Origin of the sequence: Clavibacter michiganensis (assembly GCF_021216655.1) — a bacterium.
Taxonomy (GTDB): domain Bacteria; phylum Actinomycetota; class Actinomycetes; order Actinomycetales; family Microbacteriaceae; genus Clavibacter; species Clavibacter michiganensis.
Genome location: NZ_CP080437.1, coordinates 217,876 through 241,737 on the forward strand (window position 1 = coordinate 217,876; position 23,862 = coordinate 241,737).

A 23,862-nucleotide genomic window follows, 5' to 3' on the forward strand; every position below is an offset into this window, starting at 1 on the left:
CGTGTCCACGCTCAGCGATCTCGTGCATGCCCAGGGTCTGTCCTCCGACGCGGACGTCGAGTGGTTGCACCTCCTCGTCGGCGACTGGCAGCTCCTCGCCGACCTGGCGTTCGCGGACATCGTGCTGTGGGTACCGACCGTGAGCGGCAGCTTCGTCGCTGTCGCGCACGCCCGGCCGTCGAGCTCGGCCACGCTGTTCTACCGCGACTTCGTCGGCCAGCCCATCAAGGCGGAGTGGCGCAAGCAGGTCACCGACGCGCACGAGACCGCCCGCATCATCGACTCGTCCGCGCCGGACTGGTACGAGGAGACGCCGACCCGCGTGCGGGCGGTGCCGGTGCTGCGTCGCCTGGCACAGGGCAGCCCCGAGGTCACGGACACCCCCATCGCCGTGATCACGCGCCACACCAACCTCAGCGAGACGCGGACTCCGAGCCGCCAGGAGCTGACGTTCAACGAGTGCGCCAACGACCTCTTCGCGATGATCGCCGACGGCGACTTCCCCGACCTCGGCTCGCCGACCGGTCCCCGACGCGGAGCGCCTCGCGCGTCCGACGGCCTTCTGCGCCTCGACGTGGACGGCATCACGACCTTCGCGAGCCCCAACGCCCTGAGCGCGTTCAACCGCATGGGCTTCTCCGAGGAGCTGGAGGGGGAGTCCCTCGCGGACGCGACGTCCAGCCTCCTCACCGGCAAGCGGCTGACCGTCGACGAGTCGCTGCCGCTCATCGTGGCCGGCCGGGCTCCATGGCGGACGGACATCGAGTCGCGCGGCGTCACCGTGTCGCTCCGTGCGATCCCGATCCGCAGCCACGGCGAGCGGGTCGGCGCCGTCGTCCTCTGCCGCGACGTGACGGAGCTGCGCCACCAGGAGCGCGAGCTGATCACCAAGGACGCGACGATCCGCGAGATCCACCACCGGGTCAAGAACAACCTGCAGACGGTCGCGAGCCTGCTGCGGATCCAGGCCCGCCGGTCGCACACGGAGGAGGCGCGCGAGGCGCTCGGCCACGCGCAGCGCCGGGTGGGCGCCATCGCCGTGGTGCACGACACGCTCAGCGAGGGGCTCAACCAGAACGTCGACTTCGACGCGGTGTTCGACCGCGTCCTGCTGCTCATCGCCGAGGTCGCCTCCGCGCACAACACGCGGGTGCATCCGAAGATCGTGGGCAGCTTCGGCGTGCTGCCGAGCGCCTACGCGACGCCGCTCGCCCTCGCGCTCACCGAGCTCGTGACCAACGCGGTCGAGCACGGCCTGGCCGGGCGCTCGGGTGAGGTGGCCATCGAGGCGGCGCGCACCGAGGAGACGCTCACGGTCAGCGTCCGCGATGACGGCGTGGGGCTGCCCGAGGGCAAGGTCGGGACGGGGCTCGGGACGCAGATCGTGCGGACGCTCATCCAGGGCGAGCTCGGCGGCACGATCGACTGGCACACGCTCATGGGCAGCGGCACCGAGGTGACCATCGAGGTGCCGTTGCGCTGGCTCTCGCCTGTCACGGCGTCCTGACGCGGAACCCCGGCCGGTCGGCCGACCCGGGACGACGAGAGCCGGGCTGCCCGTGGGCGGCCCGGCTCTCGTCGGTGGTGCGTCGTGCGTGCGTCAGCTGGCGCGGCGGGCGCGTGCGGCGCGGCGCTTGAGGGCACGGCGCTCGTCCTCGCTGAGCCCGCCCCAGACGCCCGAGTCCTGCCCGGTCTCGAGGGCGTACTGCAGGCACATCTCGGTGACGGAGCAGCGGCCGCACACGGCCTTGGCCTTGTCGATCTGGTCGACGGCGGGTCCGGTGTTCCCCACGGGGAAGAACAGCTCGGGGTCCACAGTCAGGCAGGCTGCCTTGTCACGCCAGTCCATAGGGATGCTCCTCGGGTCGGTACTCGTTGCACGGCAGATCTGCCGCGGGATGGGGGTGGGGCGAGGCGTCCGGGAACCGCATCGGGACGGGGCACGTGGCCCCTCCTCGTGAGATGCTCAGCTTCGGGGATGCGCCCCTTGTAAGCTCGGTTCCGGATCTGCTCACCACCCTGTGAACGAACTCGACCTCGAATATCGTCGCATAGAGCCAACGATCAATCAATAGCTTTGTATGGGAACGTGCTGTGACCGGAACCGGTGATGCCCTGGATCCGCGCGAGGCCGCGGATGCGCCCCGTCGATCTCCCGCCGTGGTCCTCCTCACGGCGCTCATCGCGCTCGAGGCCCTGGGCATGGCGGGGGTCACGGCCCTCCTCGTCGTCGACCTGCTCACCTCGACGCCGTCGTCCGTGGCCAGCGCCGTCGCGCTCATCGCCCTCGCCGCGCTCGCCGCCGTGTTCCTGGCGTCCGTCGTGCGCGGGATCCTCCGGGGTCGGAGCTGGGTGCGGCCGGCGGCTGTCACGTGGCAGGTGCTGCAGATCGCCGTCGGCGCGGGCAGCCTGCAGGGTGCCGACGCGCGTCAGGATCTCGGGTGGGGCCTCATCGTGCCGTCCGTGCTCGTGCTCGTGCTGCTGTTCACGAGGTCGGTGCTCCTCGCCACGCGCCGTCGCGACTGAGCCGACCCGTACCGCCCCGGCGCCCGTGCGTCAGGCGTCGACGCCGAGCTTCTTCCGCAGCGACGCGACGTGCCCGGTCGCCTTGACGTTGTAGAGCGGGAGGGCGACGCGTCCCTCGCCGTCCACGACGACGGTGGAGCGGATCACGCCGGTGACCTTCTTGCCGTAGAGCGACTTCTCCCCGTACGCGGCGTAGGCGCGGTGGACCTCGAGGTCGGGGTCGGACAGGAGCGTGAAGCCGAGGCCCTGCTCCTCGCGGAATCGGGCGAGGTCCTCCTGGGGGTCCTTGGAGATGCCGAGCACGCGGTAGCCGGCGCCCTGGAGGGAGTCCATGCTGTCGCGGAAGTCGCACGCCTGCGTGGTGCACCCGGGGGTCCCTGCCGCGGGATAGAAGTACACGATGACGTCCTGGCCGCGGAGGTCCGAGAGGGTGACGGGCGTGCCGTCCTGGTCGGGGAGGGTGAAGTCGGGGGCAGGCTGCCCCTTCTCGAGGCGGGTGGTCTCGGTCATGGGGGGCCTCTCGTTCGCGGGTGTCCTCGTCAATGGTAGGGCCGCGCGCCCGGTGCTCGACCAGGCGCTCCACGGTGCCGATTCGCGTCCGCCGCGCACGTGGTGCTAGTGTCATCTCTCGGTCCGGTACCCCGCACGACAGGGTCCTCACCTGCACCTCTAGCTCAATTGGCAGAGCAACTGACTCTTAATCAGTGGGTTCTCGGTTCAAGTCCGAGGGGGTGCACCACACGCTCCGAGTCGGCGCAGCTCGACACCGCGGCAGATGCATCATGCGCGTCCGTGGACGCGGGAGAACCGTGAGAGAATACCGGTCGGACCATCACCGCGGACGCCCCTAGCGGAGCACCGCGGCGGCCGGTGATCTCGGTGCACCGGCCACGCACCACGGTCGCGCCCATGGCGTGCGCCGAGGCGCGGGACGTCGGCGCCCACGCGGCTGTGCATGCGCGTGCGCGACATCTCCGGCATACATCTCGAGGGATCGAAGGACAGCACTACATGATTTTCGAAGTAGGGGAGACCGTCGTGTACCCCCACCACGGCGCAGCCACGATCACCGCGGTCAAGACCCGCACCATCAAGGGGGTCGACAAGAAGTACATCACCCTCCAGATCCACCAGAGCGAGCTGGTCATCGACGTGCCCGTCGACAACGCCGAGCTCGTCGGTCTGCGCGACGTCATCGACAGCTCCGGCGTGGAGGCCGTGTTCGACGTGCTCCGCGGCGACGTCGAGGAGGAGGCGGGCAACTGGTCTCGTCGGTTCAAGGCCAACACCGAGAAGATGGGCTCGGGCGACGTGCGTCGCGTCAGCGAGGTCGTCCGCGACCTGTGGCGCCGCGACCAGGACTCCGGGGTCTCGGCCGGTGAGAAGCGCATGCTCGCGAAGGCCCGCCAGATCCTGGTCTCGGAGCTCGCGCTCGCGCAGAAGTCCACCGACGAGGAGGCGTCCGTCGTCCTCGACGGCGTCCTGGCGCAGAGCATCTCCGCCTGACCCCTCCTGCCGCGCTCCGCGAGGCGCAGCACCGCCGACGGGCGGTCCCTCGACGATGGGGGACCGCCCGTCGGCGCGTCCGGGCACCCGTCGATCGGCGTGCCGACCGGCGTAGGGTGCGACCATGCGCGATCACCCGGAACGACCCGACCACGACGGCCCCCTCGAGCAGAACCCCCTCCAGCCCGCGCGCGGCGGGCTCCGCATCTGGATCTACGTGATCGCCGCCGTCATCGTCATCGCCGTCATCGCGTTCGCGCTCGTGCGCCTGGCGACCGCCGGGCAGAACACGCCGGGACCCTCGTCCCTGGGCACCGTCCTCCACCTGGCCGAGGCGGCGCGCGCGCTGATCTGAGCCGGATCCGTCCGCTGTCGGCAGCGTACGGGGCCTACGGCACCTCCTCCTCCCCGCGCCGGCGTCGTGCCCATCGCCCACCGTCCGCTCGGCGGCGGGAGGGCAACCGCCCCGCTGGTGTATCCATGACCGCGGGACGGGGGCGCGATGGGTCATGGAGGACGGCGGAGCGGACGCAGAAGGCGAGCTTCCGGCCAGCCTGTGCTCGTGCGGCTCGTGCGCGGCAGGCGACAGGCGGTTCGCGCGCTCCTCGCGACCGCGGCTGTCATCATCGTGCTCGCCGCCGTGGTCGTGGGAGCGCGCGAGGCGGCCTTCGGACCCGACTCGGGAGTCGGGCATCTCAGCGCGGATGTCCCTGACGGCGCCGTGGTCCGCGCGCTCGCCGGCGCAGGGCTCGTGCGGGACGGCCGCATCGACGTGGAGTCCGCGCGCAGGATGGCCGACGCCGTCCAGGCGGACGGGCGCGGGCGGCACCCGCGGTACGACCGCGACGCCTTCGGGCCGGCCTGGGCGGACACCGACGGGAACGGCTGCGACCAGCGTGACGACGTGCTCGTCCGGGACCTCGCCCGCGTCGCCTTCGCGCCGTCCGACCCGGGCTGCACGGTGGTCGCGGGGCACCTCGACGACGTGTACACGGGGCACGGCATCGACTTCGCGCGCGGTCCGCGCACGAGCGCTGCCGTGCAGATCGACCACCTCGTGCCGCTGTCCTGGGCGTGGCAGCACGGGGCGTGGTCGTGGTCCGACGAGCGACGCGAGCGCCTCGCGACCGACTTCGACGAGCTGCAGGCGGTGGACGGCCCCACCAACCAGGACAAGTCGGACCAGGGGCCGGGGACGTGGCTGCCGCCCGACGCGGCCTACCGGTGCCTCTACGTCACCCGCTTCGCCTTCGTCGTGAGCAGGTACGGCATGTCGATCGACGACGCGGACCGGGACGCCATCGACCGCGTCCTCGGGGCCTGCTCGTGAGGAGCCCCGATCGGTCGGCGTCGGTGCGCGCGCGTACGCTCGGCTCGACGCGGCCGGGCGTCGGCGCGGGCGCGGGGCCCGGGCCGGGCGAACCCGAGAGGATCCGCATGTGGAGCAAGCAGAGCGGCGACGCCACCGGCGCGATCAGCCCGGTGCCGACGCATCCGCACGCCCACCCCGTGCGCGGCGCGTGGCTCGTCCGCGTGGGCGGCGGGCCGGCTCTCGGCTGGGTGCTGCGCCATCGGGACGACCTCGAGGCGCCGTTCTCCTACGAGGTCTACGCCTGCGGCCTGGGCGCCGACGGGTTGCGGGTGTGGGTCCAGCGGAGGGACAGCCTGAACGTCGCGGTCGCGTGGGTCATGCAGCACGACGCCGAGCTGCTGGCGTTCGGGCGGCGGCTGAGGCCGGATCCGGCGCAGCCCTCCACCCGGTCGGACGAGGACGCCGCCGCCCCCGAGGCGGGGGACGGCGGCGTCGGGTCGGACTGAGGGCCGCCGGTCAGCGCTTCCGCTGGTCGGCCGCGTCGCGCCCGGTCACGGGGAACGGGCCGGTGATGCCCTCGCGCACGCGCGCGATCTCGAGGATCCGGTCCCGCTGCAGGTACCAGCCCACGACCAGCAGCGGGATGATGATCACGAGCGACGCGACCGTGAGGGTGCCGATGGGCCAGTCGATCGCCATCAGCACGAGGACGCTCACGAGGAACGCGAGCGTGAGCCACGAGGTGACGGGCGCGCCCGGGAGCCGGAACGTGGGCTCCTTCGCCTTGCCCTGCTTCGCCCAGGTGCGCAGGCGCATCTGGCACAGGATGATGGTCGCCCATCCGGCCACGATGCCGAGCGCCGCGACGTTGAGGACGATCTCGAAGGCCTGGTCGGGGACGACCGCGTTGAGGCCGACGCCGAGGAGTGTGATGGAGCCGGTGAGGAGGATCCCGCCGAAGGGCACGCCGCCCTTCGACATGACGGTCGTGAACTTGGGCGCCGACCCGTTCATGCCCATCGAGTGGAGCACGCGGCCCGTGCTGTAGAGGCCCGCGTTGAGGCTGGACATCGCGGCCGTGAGCACGACGAAGTTCATGACGGAACCGGCGATGGCACCCACCTCGGGCGATCCGAGGCTGGAGAAGAAGGTGACGAACGGGCTCTGGTCGGCGCTGTACGCCGTGTAGGGGAGCAGGAGCGAGAGCAGCACGATGGAGCCGACGTAGAAGATCGCGATGCGGAAGACGACGGAGTTGATGGCGCGGGGGATGACCTTCTCGACGTCCTGCGTCTCGCCGCTCGCGGTGCCGACGAGCTCGATCGCGGCGTAGGCGAAGACGACGCCCTGCACGACCAGCACCACGGGGACGAGGCCCTGCGGGAAGACGCCGCCGTTCTGCTGGAGGACGGTCCACCCGGTCTGCACCTCGGCGCCGCCGACCGTGACGGGGAAGCTCCAGGCGAGCCACACGATGCCGACGATGAGGAAGACCACGAGCGCGGCGACCTTGACCAGCGCGAACCAGAACTCCATCTCGCCGAAGACCTTGACGGCGACGAGGTTGAGCGCCAGGACGATGGCGAGGGCGATGAGGGCGAGGAGCCACTGCGGAGCCGCGGTGAACGCCGACCAGTAGTGCATGTAGAGCGCCACGGCGGTCACGTCGACGATGGCGGTGGTCGCCCAGTTGAGGAAGTACATCCAGCCGGCGGCGTAGGCGAACTTCTCGCCGTAGAACTCGCGGGCGTAGGAGATGAAGGACCCGGAGCTCGGGCGGTGCAGGACCAGCTCGCCGAGGGCACGGAGGATGAAGAAGGCGAAGACGCCGCAGATGAGGAAGACGATCGCGAGGGCGGGGCCCGCCGAGGCCAGCCGGCCGCCGGCTCCGAGGAAGAGGCCGGTGCCGATCGCGCCGCCGATGGCGATCATCTGGAGCTGGCGGGGTTTCAACCCGTGCTGGTAGCCCTCCTGCTCGTGGCTGAAGTCCTGCGCCACGAAATCCGGATCGGGCGTGACGGTGCTGCGGTCGCTCTCGCTTCGTGTCATCCGAATACGGTAGTGCTCCGGGGCATTCGCCCTGACACCCGCGTCGATCGACTTCCGTGGGGCAGATCACCTGTGATAAGCGCCGAGGAGGCCCGCATGGCCCGAATGCACAGTCCCGCACGGCGGATCCGAGGGTGGGCGCCCGTCATCGCGGTGGCGGGGGCGCTCGCGCTCGCCGGGTGCACGACAGGACCCGGACAGCCCGCCCCCCAGACCACGGCGCCCGACGCCGGAGCGTCCGCGGACGCAGGAGCGGGGGCCGCGCCCGGCGGCACCGCGCCCCCCGAGCCGACCGTGATGCGCGCCCCCGGCCCGCCGACCGAGGACGAGCTCGCCACGTGCTCGACGCTCGCCCAGGTGCTGCCCGACTCCACCAAGCTCGTCCAGGCGCTCGGCGACGGGAAGGCGGTGGATCCGACCCTCCTCGACCGCGTCAAGCAGGGCGACGCCGCGCTCGCCGGCATGGCACCGGAGAACATGAAGCCGCTCGTCGCCTCCTTCTCGACGATCGTGGACGAGCTGGAGGCGCTGCGCTCGGGCACCGACACGGACGGGGCGTCGCTCGACACCGGTCAGTACCTCCGCGCGACCAGCGCGTTCCTCGACTACTGCCTCGACGACGTGGGCTACGTGCCGCAGGCCGCGACGCCCTCGCCCTCGCCCGCGCCCTGAGTCGTGCGCCGTCGACGCCTGTCGCGCGTGCGCTCGCGAGCGCCCGCGTCAGGTGCGGCGCGCGACCGCCTCGTCCGCCTCGATGTCCTCGCGCGCGTCCTCGCGGCGGTCGCGTCCGTCGCCGTCGTGCGTGATGACGAGGTGCGGCGTGCGGTGGATCCGGTACGAGACGCGCAGGTGCCGGTGCAGCACGAGCCAGGCGATCGCGATGAGGGCGGCGACGATGCCGCTCGCCGCGCCCACCATGACGGCGGCGCGCGGCCCCCACGTGTTCGCCACCCAGCCGACGATCGGCGCGCCGAGCGGGGTGCCGCCGACGAAGATCGCCATGTAGACGGCCATCACGCGGCCCCGCATGCGCGGCTCGACCGTCAGCTGCACGGTGCTGTTGGCGCTCGTCATGAGGGTCTGCGAGACGACGCCCACCAGCACCAGGGCCAGCGCGAAGAGCAGGTACGTCGGAGCTATCGCGGCCAGGCCGGTCGCGATGCCGAAGAGCGCGGCGCCCACGAACACCAGGCGGATGCGGGGCCGCTCGCGGCGGGCCGACAGCAGGGCTCCCGCGACGGATCCCACGGCGAGGCTCGAGGAGAGCAGCCCGAACTCGGTCGCGCCCTTGCCGAACTCGACGCTCGCCATGGTGGAGGTGAAGATCGGGAAGTTGTAGCCGAAGGCACCGACGAGGAAGACGATCACGAGGATCACCATGATGTCGGGACGGCCGCCGATGTAGCGGAAGCCCTCGCGCAGCTGCCCGCGGGACCGGGCGACGCGCTCGGGGCGGCGGAGCTCGCCGACGCGGAGGCGGGTGAGCGCGAACAGCACGGCGATGAAGCTCACGGCGTTGATGAGGAACACCCAGCCGGTCCCGACGCCCGCGATGAGCACGCCCGCGACGGCCGGGCCGATCATGCGCGCCGCGCTGAAGGACGCCGAGTTGAGCGCGACGGCGTTCGAGAGGTCGTCGTCGGAGACGAGCTCGGAGACGAAGGACTGGCGGGCGGGCGCGTCGAGCGCGGAGGCGATGCCGAGCAGGAGCGCGAAGAGGTAGACGTGCCAGAGCTCCGCGCGGCCGGAGAGCACGATGAGGCCGAGTCCGAGGCCGAGGACCGCCATGGTGCCCTGGGTGATCATCAGCACGCGGCGCTTGTCGTACCGGTCGGCGATGAGGCCGGCGTAGGGGGAGAGCAGGAGCATGGGGCCGAACTGCAGCGCCATGACGATGCCGACCGCGGTCGCGTCGTAGCGGGTGAGCTCGGTGAGGACGATCCAGTCCTGGGCGGTGCGCTGCATCCACGTGCCGACGTTGGAGACGAGCGCCCCGGCGAACCAGATGCGGTAGTTCGGCGCGCGGAGGCTGCGGAAGACGGCGCTCACGACGCGGCCATGCGGCCGAGGAGGGCGGCCGCCTCGCCGAGCGTGGCGCGTTCGGCGGCCGTCAGCTCGTCGAGGCGGAGGGAGAGCCAGGCGTTGCGCTGCCGGCGGGTCTCCTGCACGACCCGGCGGCCGGCGTCGGTGACGGTGACCGTGACGCGCCGGCCGTCGTCGGGCGCGGGCGAGCGCTCGGCGTATCCCGACTCCACGAGGCAGTTGACCGTGCGGTTCATGCTCGGGGCGGTGACGCGCTCGATCTCGGCGAGTCGGCCGGGGCTCGTCGGTCCGTCGCGGAGGAGCAGGGCGAGCACGACGAACTGGCTGTCGCTCAGCTCGTGGTCGGCCTTCTCGGCCCGCAGGCGGCGGGCGAGCCGCATGACGCCGGCGCGCAGGCTCTGGCTGAGGTCGGGGGCGTCGGGCATGTGCTTAGGCTAGCTCATTAGGCACGCTAACTACGTCTTCCCGCGTGACGGGATCCTGCGTGCGCGCCGCGGACGGACATGCTCCGGGGCGCCGGCGGCTCGTGCGGGCAGGATGGGAGGACACCGCCGGCCGCGACGCACCCACGATGACGCGGGCACGGGCCGCGCGACCAGAGGAGGCACGGACATGACCCACCACGACGGCACGGCCGACGCGCACGACGACGACGCGAAGCTCGGCGGCGACGGCACGATCCCCGCGGGCGCGACGGGCGTCGCGGCCGGCCACGACGGCGGGAACGACCACTTCGAGCCCGAGGAGGACACGCCGCACCACACGGACGAGGACGGCGAGGGCGCCTAGCCCGCTCGACCCGGCGCCCGCGGCCCGCGCGGGCCGCGGGTCGTCCGCTCCACGGGTGACGACCCGGCCGGGCGCGTCCCGGTATCCGCGTAGCCTGGATCCCCGTGGACACCGCGACCAACCCCCTCGACGGCACGCGCATCGCCTACCGGACCTTCGGCGCCCGGCCGGCCGACGCCCGGTCCGCGGACGGGGATCCCCGCGACCCGGCACGCGCACCGGTCGTCCTCGTGCACGGCACCGCCCTGTCGCAGGCGATCTGGCGCGGCTTCGGTTGGGTGCGGGCGCTGTCGCCGACGCGGCCCGTGATCACGCTGGACCTCCGCGGCCACGGTCGCAGCGACACCCCGCACGAGCCCGCGGCCTACATGATGGACCTCATGGTCGCCGACGTCGTGGCCGTGCTCGACGCGATCGGCGCCTCCGTCGTGCACCACGTGGGCTACAGCCTCGGCGCGCGGGTCGGCTTCTCGCTGGCCGCCGCGCACCCCGACCGCCTGGTCTCGACGTCGAGCCTCGGCGGATCCCCGCGCAGCGGCGTCGGCGTCTTCGACCGCGTCTTCTTCCCCGGCTGCATCGACGCGCTGGAGGCCGGCGGCATGCCGGGCTTCCTCGAGGCGTGGGAGCGGCACAGCGGGCATCCGGTCGACTCCGCGACGCGCGGGGCGTTCCTCGCGGACGACGCGCGGGCGCTCGCCGCCTACATGCGCGAGTCGGAGCGGGATGCGGGCGTGCCCGACGCAGTCGTCGCGGGATCCCCTGTGCCGCTGCTGCTCGTCGCGGGCACGCGGGATCCCGAGCGGCTCCGCGCCGCGCACCACGTGAAGGCGCTCCGACCGGACGCTCCGCTCGTGGAGCTCGCGGGGGCGACGCACGCGGACACCCCTCGGCACCCGGACGCGCTGCCGGCCGTGGCCGCCTTCATCGACGCGCTCTGACGGCCGGCCCGGGTAGCCCGTGCGGCCCGCCCGGCGTGCGCGCGCCGGATCAGGCCGTGGTCGCCGACCCGCCGCGCGCCGCCTCCGCATGCGCGAGCGCGGCGTTGCCGTCCTGGTGCGCGCGGTCGAGGTCGTCCGGATGTGCGGCGGCCGCCGCCTCCAGGGCGTCCGCCGCCCGCACGAGCGCGAGGTGCGACAGGGCCTGCGGCACGTTGCCCGCCTGGCGCTGCCCGACGGGGTCGTACTCCTCCGAGAGGAGCCCGACGTCGTTGCAGAGGGCCACGAGCCGCTCCATGAGCGCGCGGCCGTCGGCCTGGCGGCCGGAACGGGCGTACTGCTCGACGAGCCAGAACGAGCAGGCGAGGAACGGGTACTCGCCGGCGGGCAGGCCGTCGACCCCCGCGCTCGTGTCGTAGCGCAGCAGGAAGCCCTCGTACATCAGCGTCCGCTCCATCCGCTCCACGGTGGCGAGCATGCGCGGGTCGTCGTAGGCGCAGAAGCCGGCCTGGGCGAGGATCAGGAGCGAGGCGTCCACCGCCGTCGTGCCGTAGTGCTGGCGGAAGGCGCCGGTCTCGGGATCCACGCCCCTGTCGAGGATCTCGTCGCGCACCCGGTCGCGCAGGTCCTTCCACTGCTCCACCGGGCCGTCGAGCCTGTGCCGCTCGACGCCCTGCACGGCGCAGTCGAGGGCCGCCCAGATCATGGCCCGCGAGTGGGTGAAGTGCTGCTCGGCGCCGCGGATCTCCCAGATGCCGCTGTCCTGCCGCTCCCAGTTGTCCTCGACGAAGCCGATGAGCGCGCGCTGCAGCGGCCAGGAGAACTCCGTCTCGCCGACGCCCGCGTCGCGCGCGGCCTGGAGCGCGAGCATCACCTCGCCGATCACGTCGGCCTGGTACTGCTCGAAGGCGCCGTTGCCGACGCGCACCGGGCCGGAGCCGTGGTAGCCGGGCAGGCTCGCGAGGTCGCGCTCGGGGAGGTACCGCTCGCCGCTCAGCCCGTACATGATCTGCACGTCGCCCGGATCCCCGGCGATCGCCCGGAGGAGCCACGTGCGCCACTCGTCGGCCTCGCTCTCGAAGCCGTGCGCGAGGAGCACCTCCAGGGTGAGCGACGCGTCGCGGAGCCACACGTAGCGGTAGTCCCAGTTGCGGGACCCGCCGAACTGCTCGGGGAGGCTCGTGGTCGCCGCCGCGACGATGCCGCCGGTGTCCTCGTGCGTCAGCGCGCGGAGCACGAGCAGCGACCGGCGGACCGCGGCCTGGTGCGGGCCGGAGTGCTCGATGGAGCTGGCCCACGACTCCCACCACTCGGTCGTGTGCTCGAGGGCGGCGTCCACGTCGAACGCCGGCGGCTCGCTGCGGTGCGACGGGTACCAGGTGAGCGCGAGGTCGACGGTCTCGCCGGCCGCCACCTCGAACGCGACGCCGTGGTGGTGGTTCGTGGCCGTGAGCTCGGGGCCGCGCACGACGACGGCGTCGGGGCCGGCCACGGCGACGAGGCGCGGGTCGTCGCCGTCGAGCTTGCGGATCCAGGGGAGCGCGGTCGCGTAGCCGAAGCGCAGGCGCAGGTCGCCCTGCATGCGGACTGTGCCGCTGATCCCGCGGACGCGCCGCACGACGTCCGCCCGGCGGTCGCCCATCGACATGAAGTCGGTGACCTCGACGGCGCCCTCGGGCGTCTCCCACCTGGTCCAGAGCACGAAGGTGTTGCCGAGGTACGTGCGCATGGAGACGGTGGCATCGGGCGAGGCGGGCGCGAGCTTCCACGCGCCGTGCTCCTCGGTGCCGAGGAGCGCACCGAACATGGACGCGGAGTCGAAGCGGGGGAGGCACAGCCAGTCGATGGATCCGTCGCGGGCGACCAGCGCTCCCGTGTGGCAGTCCCCGATGAGTGCGTAGTCCTCGATGCGCATGGCCATGCGCCATCGTCCCACGGCGCGCTGCCGGCTCCCTGCCGCCGCGCGTAGCCTGGCCGCATGCCCGCGACCTCCACGCTCCTCGTCCTCGGCGCCAGCGGCGACCTCTCCGCGCGCCTCCTCCTCCCCGGCCTCGGCGAGCTCCTCGCCTACCGCCCCGACCTCGACCTCCAGCTGGTCGGCGCGGGCACGGAGGACTGGGACGACGATCGGTGGCGCGAGGTCGTCCGGACCTCGTTCGCCTCGCTCGGCGCGGAGGGCCCCGCGGTCGACCGCGTGCTCGCCGGCACCACCTACCAGGCTTCCGACGTCACCTCCCCTGCCGACCTCGAGCGCCTCTTCGCGGCCTGCGACGCGGCGCCCGCCGTCTACTTCGCGCTGCCGCCGGCCGTCACCGAGAGAGCGTGCGAGGCCATGACCGGCATGACGCTGCCCGAGGGCACGTCGCTGTCGCTCGAGAAGCCGTTCGGCACCGACCTCGCGAGCGCGCAGGCGCTCAACCGCCTGCTCGCCACGCTCGTCCCCGAGGAGCGCACGCACCGGGTGGACCACTTCCTCGGCCGCTCGACCGTGCGGAACCTCCTGGGCCTCCGCTTCGCCAACCGGCTGCTCGAGCCGGTGTGGAACGCGCAGCACATCGCGAGCGTCGAGATCGTGTACGACGAGCAGCTCGCCCTCGAGGGGCGCGCCCGCTACTACGACGGCGCGGGCGCCCTGGCCGACATGATCCAGAGCCACCTGCTGCAGGTGATGGCCGTCTTCGCGATGGAGGCGCCCGCCACCACCGACGCGCGCGACATCCGCGACCAGAAGGCGCTCGTGCTCCGCGCGACGCGGCCGTGGGGCGGCGACCCGGTGGCGTCGTCGCGGCGGGCGCGCTACTCGGCGGGCGACGTCGAGGGGCGCGAGCTGCCCGCCTACGCCGACGAGGCGGGCGTGGATCCCGCCCGCGGCACCGAGACGCTCGCCGAGATGACCGTCGAGATCGCCAACTGGCGCTGGGCGGGCGTGCCCTTCCGCCTGCGCTCCGGCAAGGCGCTCAAGGACCACCGTCGCGAGATCGTCGTGACCTTCCAGCCGGCGCCGCACGTGCCCACCGGGCTCCGGGGCGCGGACGAGCCCGACCGGATCCGCATCCTCATCGCCCCCGACGAGCTGCACCTGGAGCTCAACGTGAACGGCCCGGCCGACCCGGACGTCATCGACCGCGCCGAGCTGGTCACGGCCTTCGACCCGGGCGATCTGCCGCCGTACGGCCAGGTCATCGACGGGATCATCTCGGAGGACGAGGCGCTCTCGGTGCGCGGCGACACGGCCGAGGAGTGCTGGCGCATCGTCGAGCCGGTCATCGCCGCGTGGCGCGCGGGCGAGGTGCCGCTCGAGGAGTACCCGGCCGGATCCGCGGGACCGTGGGACGGCCCGCAGGTGGCGCCGAAGGGCTGACGCACCCGGTCCGTGCGGTCGTCGTGGGCGGCTAGGCGCGGAGCATGGAGCGGAGCGCCGCGGGCACCCGGCGCGGGTCGCCGGCGAGCTCGGCGAGGGAGCCGTCGAGCGGATCCTCGTCGAAGACCGCGAGCTCGCGCGCGACCGCGTCCTGCCGGGCGGCGGCCTCGCGCTCGGACGCGTCGCGCCCGTCGGATCTCGTCGCCCGCGCGTCCTCGAGGGGGAGCTCAGCCGCGGCGGGTGAGGCGCCCAGCGCGAGCGCCACGTCGCGCGCGATGTGCGCGGTCATGAGCTCGTCGAAGAAGCCGGCCGTCGTGTCGGGCGTGCGGCGGACGAGCGCCCATGCGCCGTCGGGCCCGAAGTGGTGCGCGAGCGCGGCCTGCACGATGAGGGCGAGCGGGCGGAGGTCCGGCTCGCTGTCGACGGCGGGCGCGTCGTCCGCGTCGCTCGTCGCCGCGGTGGCGGACGGCTCCTCGGGCAGGGCCTTGTGCGCGGGCACGTGCGTCGGCCGCACGGGGCCGCCGTGGAGCCGTGCGGCGATCGCGGCCAGCTCGCCGGTGGCGGTCGAGACCACGGGCGCGGGCGGCGCGGTGACGGATGCCTGTCCGCCCTGCCGCGGCTCGGACGCCGCGGGCGCGGCCTCGGTCGGGACGGACTTGCCTCTGCGCCACCGGAACATGATCCACGGCCTCCCCGATCGCACCGCCGCGATCACGATCATCATCGTGGGCGACACGCCCGGGCTGACCCGCGACACGCCGGTGTTCCCGCGGTGGGGGCGCCGGCGTCGCGCCCCCGTCCGCCCCTCGATGCGCGGCCGGTGGAGCGCGGAGCGCCTGCGAGACTGGACGCCCGGGACAGCGCGGTCCGCCCGACCCCCCTGGAGGATCCGTGGACCTGCCCGCCCTGCTCGCCGTGCCCGCCGTCGCCGTGACCGTCACGCTGCTCGCCGCCGTGGCCGCCGCCCTGCTCGTCACCGCCGTCGTCGCCCTCGTCGTCCGCGTCGTCGCCCGCCGGCGGGAGTGGGCGGCGCGGCTCGTCACCCGCGCCCGCCGCCCCTTCCGCGTGCTGCTCGTGGTGGTCGCCGTCTGGATCGCGCTCCGTGCCTCGGTCGCGCCGGGCGAGGTGCGCGACGGCCTCGACCACCTGCTGCACGTGATCACGATCGTCGCCACCGCCTGGCTGGTGTGCGCCCTCGCGATCTTCTTCGAGGACCTCGGGCTCAGCCGCTACCGCGTGGACGTGGCCGACAACCGGGTCGCGCGCCGGGTGCGCACGCAGGTGCTCATCATCCGGCGGCTCACGGTGGTGGCGATCGTGGTCGTCGCGATCGGCGCGATCCTGCTGACCTTCCCGGGTGCCCGGGCCGCGGGCGCGAGCGTCCTCGCCTCCGCGGGGCTCGTGTCGATCGTCGCCGGCCTCGCCGCGCAGTCGACGCTCGCCAACGTGTTCGCCGGGATGCAGCTCGCCTTCAGCGACGCGATCCGCGTGGACGACGTCGTGATCGTCGAGACGGAGTGGGGCCGCGTGGAGGAGATCACCCTGACGTACGTGGTCGTCCACATCTGGGACGACCGGCGGATGGTGCTGCCGTCCACCTACTTCACGACCACGCCGTTCCAGAACTGGACCCGCACCAAGTCGGAGCTGCTCGGCGCGGTGGAGCTCGACCTCGACTGGCGCGCCACGCCCGCCAGCATGCGCGAGGAGCTCGACCGGGTGCTCGCCACGACCGACCTCTGGGACGGCCGCGTCTCCGTGCTGCAGGTGACGGACGCGGTCGGAGGCTACGTGCGGATCCGCGTGCTCGTCTCGGCCGTCGACGCGCCCACCCTGTTCGACCTGCGCTGCCTCGTGCGCGAGCGCCTCGTCGCGTTCCTGCACGAGCACAGCCCGCAGTCGCTGCCGCGCACGCGCGTCCAGATGGTGGATCCGGACGAGCACGGCGACGCGCCCCGAGCGGGACGGCGCGCGGCCGAGGCCGAGCCGACGGGCCTGTTCTCGGGGACGGTGCAGGGCGACTCGCGCGCGAGCCAGTTCACCGGACCGATCTCCACCGTGCCGGACGCCGAGCGCATCGACCTCGAGGTCGACGGCGACAGGTGGCGTACGCACGACTGACGCGCGCGCACCCGCACGAGGACGCGCACGCCCTGAGGGCGTGCGCGTCGCGGGGTGGAGCGGCTAGTTGCCGATCTGCCCGTCGCGAGAGTCCTCGATGACGGTGCCGATGGCGATCGCCACGGTGATGCCCCAGCTGAGCCACATGAGGCCGAGCTTCCAGTCGCGCGGACCCCGACGGGTCGTCTGCATGGTGCTCCAGCCGCCGACGAGGGCGCTGAGGACGCTGCCGTTCAGGATGTACTTGCGCATGACACCTCCCAGTGTGCTTCCACGGTACCGGGATCCGACCGCCGCGTCCGCCGCCCGGCCTCCGGGGAGCGCTCGGTCCCGGCCGGCGTCCCCTTTCCGCAGGCGGTGCGGACTCCCGGCGGGCGATGAGTACAGTGATCGCGGATCAGACAGGAGGCGCCCGTGCGCACAGCCCTCATCGGGGTGGTGCTCCTCGTCGTCGGCGCCGTCGCCGTGGCCACCGGAGCACTCCCGCTCGACGACCTCGGCGTCCTCTACGAGCGGGTCTGGCCGATCCTCCTCTTCGTGGTCGCCATCACGGTGGTCACCGAGCTGGCCAGCGAGGCGGGGCTCTTCACCTGGATCGCCGAGCGCGCCGCGGGCCTCGGGCGCGGACGCACGTGGGCGCTCTGGCTCGCCACCGTCGTGCTCGCCTGCCTCTGCACGATCTTCTTGTCGCTCGACACGACCGCGGTGCTGCTCACTCCCGTGGTCGTCGTGCTCGCCCGGCACTGCGGGCTGCCGCCGCTCCCGTTCGCGCTCACGACGGTGTGGCTCGCGAACACCGCGTCGCTGCTGCTGCCCGTCTCCAACCTGACGAACCTGCTCGCGGAGCACGAGCTCGGCGGCCTCGGCCCGGCCGGGTTCGCGGCGCTCACGGTCGCGCCCGCGCTCGTGGCCATCGCGGTGCCCGTGCTCGCGATCCTCGTGATCCACCGCAAGGACCTCTTCACGCTCTACGAGGTCGGGCCGCCGACCGCGCCGACCGACCGCGTGCTGCTCGTGGGCAGCGCCGTGGTGGTGGGGCTGCTCGTGCCGGCGCTCGTCTCCGGCGTCGAGGTCTGGATCCCCGCGCTCGCCGCGGCCGTGGTGCTCGCGATCCTCACGGCCGTCCGCCGCCCGCGCGTGCTGCGGCTCGGGCTCCTGCCGTGGCAGCTCGTGGTGTTCGCCTCTGGCCTCTTCATCGTGATGGAGGCCGCGCAGTCGCTCGGGCTCACCGCCGTCATGGCCGCGATCTCGGGCCAAGGACAGGACGCGGCCGCGCTGTTCCGGCTGGCGGGCGTCGCGACGCTCAGCGCCAACGCCGTCGACAACCTGCCGGCGTACCTCGCGCTCGAGCCCGTCGCCGGATCCCCGGAGCGCCTCGTCGCGATCCTCGTGGGCGTCAACGCGGGCCCGCTGATCACGCCGTGGGCCTCGCTCGCGACCCTGCTCTGGCACGAGCGGCTCGTGAGCATGGGCGTTCACATCAAGTGGTCGCGCTACATGCTGCTGGGGCTCGTGGTCGCCCCCCTCACGGTCGGCCTCGCGATGCTCGCCTTCGTCCTCACGCGCTGATCAGGCCCCGGGACCTGTCAGGCCGCTGGCAGTCTGACCGATCGTGCAGGGACTGACCGATCGGTCGACATAGGCTCTCCGCGTGACCCGATCCCCCCGCGCCTCCGCCGGCGACGAGCTCCGCACCATCGCCGCGGCGCGCTTCGCCCGTGACGGGTTCCAGGCGACCTCGCTGCAGCAGATCGCGGACGAGGCGGGCTACTCGAAGTCGAGCGTGCTCTACCACTTCGCCTCCAAGGAGGCCTTGCTCGACGCCCTCCTCGAGTCGACGATCGACGCGCTCGCCGAGATCATCGTCCGCGCCGACTCCATCCGCGGGGACGAGGAGGCGCGGCGCCAGTTCGTCGAGCGCTTCATCGACTTCCTCCTGCTGCACCGGCACGAGGTAGCCCTCTTCATCACGCAGGGCCGCTCGCTCGGGCACCTCGCCGTCATCGAGCGGGCCAACGACCTCGTGCGCGCGCTCGGCGAGACCGCGGGCGCGCTCGACAGCACGCTCGACCAGCTGCGCTTCGGCGTGGCGCTCGGCGGCGCGGCGTACATCCTCGCCGCGAGCGACGACTGGTCCACCAACGAGCCGCTGCCCGACGACGAGATCAGGGCTGCTCTCGTCGTGGTCGTGGGGGAGCTCCTCGCCCCCCTCGGCACCCGCTCCGCCTGATCCCGCTCCGCCCCCGCACGTCCCACGCAAGGAGAGCCACCAGCCCATGGCCACGCTTCTGTACCGGCTCGGCCGGATCTCGTTCCTCCACCCGTGGCGCGTCGTCGCCGCGTGGATCCTCGTCCTCGGCATCCTGCTGGGCGGCGGCCTCGCGCTCGGCGGCAAGACCCAGGAGTCGTTCTCGATCCCGGGCACCGAGTCGCAGGAGGCCATCGACCGGCTCGCCGCCGTGTTCCCGCAGGCCGCGGGCGCGAGCGCGCAGATCGTGACCGAGGCACCGGCCGGCGAGAAGGTCACCGACGACGGCCCGAAGGCCGCCATCGAGGCCACCGCGACGGCGGCGGGCGAGGTGCAGGGCGTCGCGACGGCGCTGTCCCCGTTCTCCGAGTACGCGACCGACGCGGTCTCCGACGACGGCACCGTGGCGATCACGACCGTGCAGTTCTCCGGCCAGAGCGACCAGGTGACGACCGCGACGCTCGACGCGCTGAAGGAGTCGGCGCAGGCGGCGGAGGACGCGGGGCTGACGGTCTCGTTCGGCGGCCAGGTGTTCCAGGACGTGCACTACGGCGTCACCGTGACCGAGGCGTTCGGCGTGCTGTTCGCGGGACTCGTGCTCGTGCTCACGTTCGGGTCGATGCTCGCGGCCGGCCTGCCGCTCATCGGCGCGCTCGTCGGCGTCGCGGCCTCGGCGGGCGCGCTCATGGCCGCCTCGAGGTTCGTCACGGTGTCGAGCGCGTCGCCGCTGCTCGCCGTGATGATCGGCCTCGCGGTCGGCATCGACTACGCCCTCTTCATCCTGATGCGGCACCGCACGCAGCTCGCGAACGGCATGCCCGTCGAGCGCTCGGCGGCGACCGCGGTGGCCACCGCCGGCAGCGCCGTGATCTTCGCGGGTGTGACGGTGATCATCGCGCTGCTCGGGCTGCTCGTGGTGCAGATCCCGTTCCTCACGGTGATGGGCCTCGGCGCGGCGTTCGCGGTGCTGCTCGCGATGGGCGTCGCGACGACGCTGCTGCCCGCGATGCTCGGCTTCGCGGGGGAGCGGCTCCGGCCGAAGGAGGGCTCGCGGGCCGCCCGCCGCGCGAAGGCCCAGGCCGAGGGGACGCAGCGCACGCTCGGCGCTCGCTGGGTCAAGATCGTCACGAAGGTGCCGATCATCCCCGTCGTGATCGTCGTCGGCATCGCCGGTCTCCTCGCCGTGCCCGCGTCGCAGCTGCAGCTGGGGCTGCCGAGCGGGGCGACCGAGCCCGCCGGATCGACCAGCCGCGTCGCGTACGACACCGTCTCGGACGCGTTCGGCCCCGGCCACAACGGCCCGCTCGTCGTGCTGGTCGACATCACGCAGACCACCGACCCGATCGGGGTGCTCGGGAAGATCGGCGACGAGATCCGCGGGCTCGACGACGTGGCCTTCGTCGGCACCGGCACGCCGAACCCGTCGGTGGACACCGCGATCATCCAGGTCGTGCCGGACAGCCCGCCCGAGTCGGCGGAGACCACGGCCCTCATGCAGTCGATCCGCGACCTCGCGCCCGGCCTGCACGACCGCTACGACACGCGCGTCTCCGTCACGGGCACCACGGCCGTGCAGAACGACATCTCGCAGCGGCTCGACCAGGCGCTCGTGCCGTTCGGCATCGTGGTGGTGGGGCTGTCGATCCTCCTGCTGATGATCGTGTTCCGCTCGATCTTCGTGCCCGTGAAGGCCGCGATCGGCTTCCTGCTGAGCGTCGTCGTGTCGTTCGGCACCGTCGTGCTGATCTTCCAGCAGGGCCTCTTCGCGGACGCGCTCGGCGTGACGCCCGGCCCGATCCTCAGCTTCATGCCGATCCTGCTCATGGCGATCCTGTTCGGCCTCGCCATGGACTACGAGGTGTTCCTCGTCTCCGGCATGCGCGAGGACTTCGTGCACCACGGGGACGCCAAGCGCGCGATCGTCACGGGCTTCTCGGGCGCCGCGCGGGTCGTCACGGCAGCCGCGCTCATCATGTTCTTCGTCTTCGCGGCGTTCGTGCCGGAGGGCGCGGGCGTCATCAAGACCATCGCGCTCGGCCTCGCGGTCGGCATCTTCTTCGACGCGTTCCTCGTGCGCATGACCCTGGTGCCCGCCGCCATGGCGCTGCTCGGGAAGCGGGCGTGGTGGATCCCGCGCTGGCTCGACCGCATCCTCCCGGACGTCGACATCGAGGGCGAGGGCCTCCGCGAGCACCAGGACGACGTCGACTGGGCCCACGCGTCCGGTGCCGCCGTCGCGGCCGAGCGGCTCGTCGTGGGCGTGCCGGGGCGCAGGCTCCAGCCCGTCGACCTGAGCGCACCCGCCGGATCCCTCGTGCTCGTCGAGGGCGCGGTGGCCGACCGACGCCTCCTCGGCGCCACGCTGGGAGCCCGGCTCGCGCCCCTGTCCGGTCGCGCGCACGTCGCCGGCCACCCGCTGGCCTCCGAGGCGGGCCGCGTGCTCACGAGCGTCGCGATGGCCGACCTCGGCCGCGTCGACCGGGTCGACTCCGGCGTCACCGTGGGCGACCTGCTGGCCGAGCGCATCGATCTGTCCGAGCCGATGGGACGCCGCCCGGGCGCCCGGGCGCGCCAGGCCGAGTGGCTCGGCCGGATCGACCAGGCGGCCGACGCCGCGGGAGCCCGGCGCATCGGCGCCGACGACCCCGTGGGATCGCTCCTGCCGCTCGAGCGCGCCATCGCCCTGACCGCCGTCGCCGCCGCGGGTCGTGCGCCCGTGCTCGTGCTCGACGTGGTGGATCCGTTCCCGGACGCCGCCGCCGAGCGCGCGTTCCTCGCCGCCCTGCCCGCGCTCGTCCACGAGAGCACGACCGTCCTGCTGGGCGCGCCGTGGTTCCCGGACGAGCACGGGATCCCCGGCAGGCCCACCCTGCGCCTCCGCCTCTCCGCGGACGACGCGCCCGCTCCCGCTCCCGACGCCGTCGAGCGCCCCGACATCGACCAGCCCGTCACGACCGGCAAGGAGACCCGCCGATGACCACACGCTCCGCACGCAGACGGCTCGCCGTCGCCCTCGTCGCGATAGTGCCCCTCGCGGTCGCCGGCCTCTTCATCGGCTCGCTCTCGGACGTCGCGAAGGGCGTCGAGCGGGTGCCCGCCGCCATCGTCAACCAGGACGAGATCGTGCAGCAGAAGGCGGCGGACGGCACCGAGTCGCCCGTGCTCGCCGGCCGCCTGCTCGTCACGCAGCTGACCAGCGACGACAACCAGGCCTTCGACTGGACCATCACCAACGCCGACGAGGCCCAGAGGATGCTCGACGATGGCGAGGTCTACGCGGTGCTCACGGTGCCGAAGGACTTCTCGTCCTCGATCGTGTCGCTGTCGACGGACGCCCCGAAGCGCGCCGAGATCAGCGTGAAGACGGACGACGCGCACGGCTACCTGACGGGCGCGGCCACGCAGGCCGTCGGCGTCGGCATGACGAGCGTGTTCGGCAACGCGATCACCTCGCAGTTCGTCTCCGGCATCTACACGACGTTCGGCGGCCTCGAGGGCTCGCTCACCGATGCCGGTGCCGGCGCCGACAAGCTGGCCGACGGGGCCACGCAGCTCTCCGCGGGGGCGACGACGCTCGGCGACGGGATCACGCAGCTCGGCGACGGCGTCGGGCAGTCGCAGCAGGGTGCGTCGAAGCTCGCGGACGGCCTCGGCACGTACACGGGCGGCGTCTCGCAGCTCTCCTCCGGGCTCGACCGGCTGCAGACCGGGGCCGCCGGCCTCTCGCAGGTCTCCGACGGCGTCGGGCAGTACGCGGGCGGGGCCGGCCAGATCGCGGCGCAGGTGGCCGGGCTCCGGCAGCAGCTCGCCGCGAACCCGCAGAGCGCGCCCATCGCGGCGCAGCTCGAGCCGCTCGAGCAGGGGCTCGACCAGTACGCGGCGCAGGGGCAGGCCCTCGCGACGCAGGCGGCGGCAGGGATCCAGGGCGTGCAGCAGGGCATCGGCCAGAGCGCGTCCGGCGCCTCGCAGCTCGCGGCCAACGGCGGGGCCCTCGTCACCGGCGCCCGTCAGCTGAGCGACGGCCTCGGCCAGCTGCGCACCGGCACGACGGCGGCGGCGACGGGCGCGGGCGACCTCGCCACGGGCGCCGACGGGCTGGCGTCCGGCGCGACCGAGCTCGGCACCGGGCTCACGCAGGGCGCGGAGCAGATCCCGTCGCTCGACGCCGACCAGGCGTCCCAGGCGTCGGGCGTCGTAGCGGATCCGGTCGGCCTCACCGTCGAGCGCGAGAACGAGATCGGCAGCCCGGGCGACGCGATCGCCGCGATCTTCGTGCCGATCGGCCTCTGGCTCGGCGCGTTCGCGACCTTCCTCGTGCTGCGCCCGGCCGCTCGTCGCCTGCTCGCGTCCTCGGCCGCGACCGGCCGCGTGATGGGGCGCGTGCTCGCGCGCGCCGCCCTCATCGCGCTCGCCCAGGTGGTGCTGCTCGTCGCCCTCGTGCACGCCGCGCTCGGGCTGTCCCTCGCGCTGCTGCCGGCCACCCTCGGGTTCGCCGCCGTGACCGCGGCGGCCTTCACGGCGATCCACTACCTGCTCCGGCAGGCGTTCGGGCGCGCGGGGCTCGTGGCGTCGCTGATCCTGCTGGCCATCCAGGCCGCGGCGATGGGCGGCGTGATCCCGCTGCAGCTCGTCGCCGCGCCGTTCCAGGCGATCAGCCCGTTCCTGCCGCTCACCTACGCGGCGTCGGGCATGCAGGCGATCATCGCCGGCGGCGCCCCGGGCGTGGCATGGGGCTCGGCGGGCGTGCTCGCGGTGTTCCTGCTGCTCAGCCTCGCCGTGTCGTACCTCGTGACGCGGCGCTCGCGCCGGGCGAAGAGCCTCGGGCTCGTTCCCGGCACGGCGCCGTCCTCGGTCGCCGTCGCCGTCTGACGATGCGCCCCGGCGGCCGCGCCTCGACGGCCGGTCGCCGGGCGGGTCATGCACAGCGTGTCCCGAGCGCGCTGCTGTGCCCGTACTCTGCTGAGAACCATTC

At 73.3% G+C, this 23,862-nt stretch carries 23 protein-coding genes and 1 tRNA gene; 16 read left to right on the forward strand and 8 right to left on the reverse strand.

Features of this window, described 5'->3' with window-relative positions; translation table 11 throughout:
- Window position 1 precedes the first annotated feature (1 nt).
- A complete protein-coding gene (locus K0V08_RS00960; RefSeq protein WP_012037745.1) occupies window positions 2–1,507 on the forward strand; it encodes a sensor histidine kinase in 1,506 nt (501 codons plus the stop codon).
- A 93-nt stretch (window positions 1,508–1,600) separates the two neighbouring features.
- Here the strand turns inward: K0V08_RS00960 and K0V08_RS00965 are convergent, their stop codons facing one another.
- Complete coding sequence (locus K0V08_RS00965; RefSeq protein WP_012037746.1) at window positions 1,601–1,849, reverse strand: WhiB family transcriptional regulator; 249 nt, start codon at window positions 1,847–1,849, stop codon at window positions 1,601–1,603.
- Between the two features lie 245 nt (window positions 1,850–2,094).
- Here K0V08_RS00965 and K0V08_RS00970 point away from each other — a divergent pair, with 245 nt between their 5' ends.
- Entirely contained in the window at window positions 2,095–2,526 is a 432-nt protein-coding gene (locus K0V08_RS00970; protein WP_079532379.1) for a hypothetical protein, read from the forward strand.
- Window positions 2,527–2,556: 30 nt separating this feature from the next.
- On the opposite strand, the gene bcp is transcribed toward K0V08_RS00970, so the two are convergent.
- Window positions 2,557–3,036: a thioredoxin-dependent thiol peroxidase gene (gene bcp, locus K0V08_RS00975; protein ID WP_079532384.1), complete on the reverse strand. Its 480-nt coding sequence runs from the start codon at window positions 3,034–3,036 to the stop codon at window positions 2,557–2,559.
- A gap of 153 nt (window positions 3,037–3,189) precedes the next feature.
- Between bcp and K0V08_RS00980 the strand changes: the two genes are divergently transcribed.
- The 5 genes from K0V08_RS00980 (at window position 3,190) to K0V08_RS01000 (ending at window position 5,850) form a co-directional block, all read left to right on the forward strand.
- Window positions 3,190–3,265, forward strand: a tRNA-Lys gene (locus K0V08_RS00980).
- Between the two features lie 272 nt (window positions 3,266–3,537).
- Complete coding sequence (locus K0V08_RS00985; protein WP_012298114.1) at window positions 3,538–4,032, forward strand: CarD family transcriptional regulator; 495 nt, start codon at window positions 3,538–3,540, stop codon at window positions 4,030–4,032.
- Window positions 4,033–4,156: 124 nt separating this feature from the next.
- Window positions 4,157–4,387, forward strand: a complete 231-nt coding sequence (locus tag K0V08_RS00990; protein WP_012037750.1) for a hypothetical protein — start codon at window positions 4,157–4,159, stop codon at window positions 4,385–4,387.
- Between the two features lie 147 nt (window positions 4,388–4,534).
- Window positions 4,535–5,362, forward strand: coding sequence for an HNH endonuclease family protein (locus K0V08_RS00995; RefSeq protein WP_079532386.1), 828 nt, complete (start codon window positions 4,535–4,537; stop codon window positions 5,360–5,362).
- Window positions 5,363–5,469: 107 nt separating this feature from the next.
- Window positions 5,470–5,850 (forward strand): hypothetical protein, encoded by a 381-nt coding sequence (locus K0V08_RS01000; RefSeq protein WP_079532388.1) that lies wholly within the window; start codon window positions 5,470–5,472, stop codon window positions 5,848–5,850.
- A 10-nt stretch (window positions 5,851–5,860) separates the two neighbouring features.
- Here the strand turns inward: K0V08_RS01000 and K0V08_RS01005 are convergent, their stop codons facing one another.
- Window positions 5,861–7,393, reverse strand: coding sequence for an amino acid permease (locus tag K0V08_RS01005; RefSeq protein ID WP_012037753.1), 1,533 nt, complete (start codon window positions 7,391–7,393; stop codon window positions 5,861–5,863).
- A gap of 96 nt (window positions 7,394–7,489) precedes the next feature.
- On the opposite strand from K0V08_RS01005, the gene K0V08_RS01010 reads away from it, so the two are divergent.
- Window positions 7,490–8,065 carry a hypothetical protein gene (locus tag K0V08_RS01010; protein ID WP_079532391.1) on the forward strand — a complete coding sequence of 192 codons (576 nt, stop codon included), beginning with the start codon at window positions 7,490–7,492 and terminating at the stop codon, window positions 8,063–8,065.
- 48 nt (window positions 8,066–8,113) lie between these two features.
- Here the strand turns inward: K0V08_RS01010 and K0V08_RS01015 are convergent, their stop codons facing one another.
- Together K0V08_RS01015 and K0V08_RS01020 are read right to left on the reverse strand one after the other, a co-directional pair.
- On the reverse strand, window positions 8,114–9,442 hold the full coding sequence (locus K0V08_RS01015; protein ID WP_079532393.1) for an MFS transporter: 1,329 nt from the start codon (window positions 9,440–9,442) through the stop codon (window positions 8,114–8,116).
- A complete protein-coding gene (locus tag K0V08_RS01020; RefSeq protein WP_043587762.1) occupies window positions 9,439–9,861 on the reverse strand; it encodes a MarR family winged helix-turn-helix transcriptional regulator in 423 nt (140 codons plus the stop codon). Before K0V08_RS01020 ends, K0V08_RS01015 begins: the two co-directional genes overlap by 4 nt.
- A gap of 187 nt (window positions 9,862–10,048) precedes the next feature.
- Here K0V08_RS01020 and K0V08_RS01025 point away from each other — a divergent pair, with 187 nt between their 5' ends.
- Window positions 10,049–10,225 carry a hypothetical protein gene (locus K0V08_RS01025; RefSeq protein ID WP_167604165.1) on the forward strand — a complete coding sequence of 59 codons (177 nt, stop codon included), beginning with the start codon at window positions 10,049–10,051 and terminating at the stop codon, window positions 10,223–10,225.
- 104 nt (window positions 10,226–10,329) lie between these two features.
- Window positions 10,330–11,163: an alpha/beta fold hydrolase gene (locus K0V08_RS01030; RefSeq protein WP_079532396.1), complete on the forward strand. Its 834-nt coding sequence runs from the start codon at window positions 10,330–10,332 to the stop codon at window positions 11,161–11,163.
- Between the two features lie 49 nt (window positions 11,164–11,212).
- Here the strand turns inward: K0V08_RS01030 and K0V08_RS01035 are convergent, their stop codons facing one another.
- Window positions 11,213–13,081, reverse strand: a complete 1,869-nt coding sequence (locus tag K0V08_RS01035) for a glycoside hydrolase family 15 protein (protein ID WP_079532398.1) — start codon at window positions 13,079–13,081, stop codon at window positions 11,213–11,215.
- Between the two features lie 57 nt (window positions 13,082–13,138).
- On the opposite strand from K0V08_RS01035, the gene K0V08_RS01040 reads away from it, so the two are divergent.
- The gene (locus tag K0V08_RS01040; protein ID WP_079532399.1) at window positions 13,139–14,521 is read left to right on the forward strand and encodes a glucose-6-phosphate dehydrogenase; all 1,383 of its coding nucleotides are present in this window, start codon (window positions 13,139–13,141) and stop codon (window positions 14,519–14,521) included.
- Between the two features lie 31 nt (window positions 14,522–14,552).
- On the opposite strand, the gene K0V08_RS01045 is transcribed toward K0V08_RS01040, so the two are convergent.
- On the reverse strand, window positions 14,553–15,200 hold the full coding sequence (locus K0V08_RS01045; protein WP_079533706.1) for a hypothetical protein: 648 nt from the start codon (window positions 15,198–15,200) through the stop codon (window positions 14,553–14,555).
- 212 nt (window positions 15,201–15,412) lie between these two features.
- Here K0V08_RS01045 and K0V08_RS01050 point away from each other — a divergent pair, with 212 nt between their 5' ends.
- Entirely contained in the window at window positions 15,413–16,642 is a 1,230-nt protein-coding gene (locus K0V08_RS01050; RefSeq protein ID WP_079532400.1) for a mechanosensitive ion channel family protein, read from the forward strand.
- Window positions 16,643–16,705: 63 nt separating this feature from the next.
- Here the strand turns inward: K0V08_RS01050 and K0V08_RS01055 are convergent, their stop codons facing one another.
- Window positions 16,706–16,894, reverse strand: a complete 189-nt coding sequence (locus K0V08_RS01055; protein WP_043560687.1) for a hypothetical protein — start codon at window positions 16,892–16,894, stop codon at window positions 16,706–16,708.
- 162 nt (window positions 16,895–17,056) lie between these two features.
- Here K0V08_RS01055 and K0V08_RS01060 point away from each other — a divergent pair, with 162 nt between their 5' ends.
- The 4 genes from K0V08_RS01060 (at window position 17,057) to K0V08_RS01075 (ending at window position 23,759) form a co-directional block, all read left to right on the forward strand.
- On the forward strand, window positions 17,057–18,211 hold the full coding sequence (locus K0V08_RS01060; RefSeq protein ID WP_079532401.1) for an SLC13 family permease: 1,155 nt from the start codon (window positions 17,057–17,059) through the stop codon (window positions 18,209–18,211).
- 82 nt (window positions 18,212–18,293) lie between these two features.
- Window positions 18,294–18,872 (forward strand): TetR/AcrR family transcriptional regulator, encoded by a 579-nt coding sequence (locus K0V08_RS01065; protein ID WP_079532403.1) that lies wholly within the window; start codon window positions 18,294–18,296, stop codon window positions 18,870–18,872.
- Window positions 18,873–18,918: 46 nt separating this feature from the next.
- Window positions 18,919–21,867 carry an MMPL family transporter gene (locus K0V08_RS01070; protein WP_079532405.1) on the forward strand — a complete coding sequence of 983 codons (2,949 nt, stop codon included), beginning with the start codon at window positions 18,919–18,921 and terminating at the stop codon, window positions 21,865–21,867.
- Window positions 21,864–23,759 carry a YhgE/Pip domain-containing protein gene (locus K0V08_RS01075; protein ID WP_079532408.1) on the forward strand — a complete coding sequence of 632 codons (1,896 nt, stop codon included), beginning with the start codon at window positions 21,864–21,866 and terminating at the stop codon, window positions 23,757–23,759. Before K0V08_RS01070 ends, K0V08_RS01075 begins: the two co-directional genes overlap by 4 nt.
- Window positions 23,760–23,862: the final 103 nt, after the last annotated feature.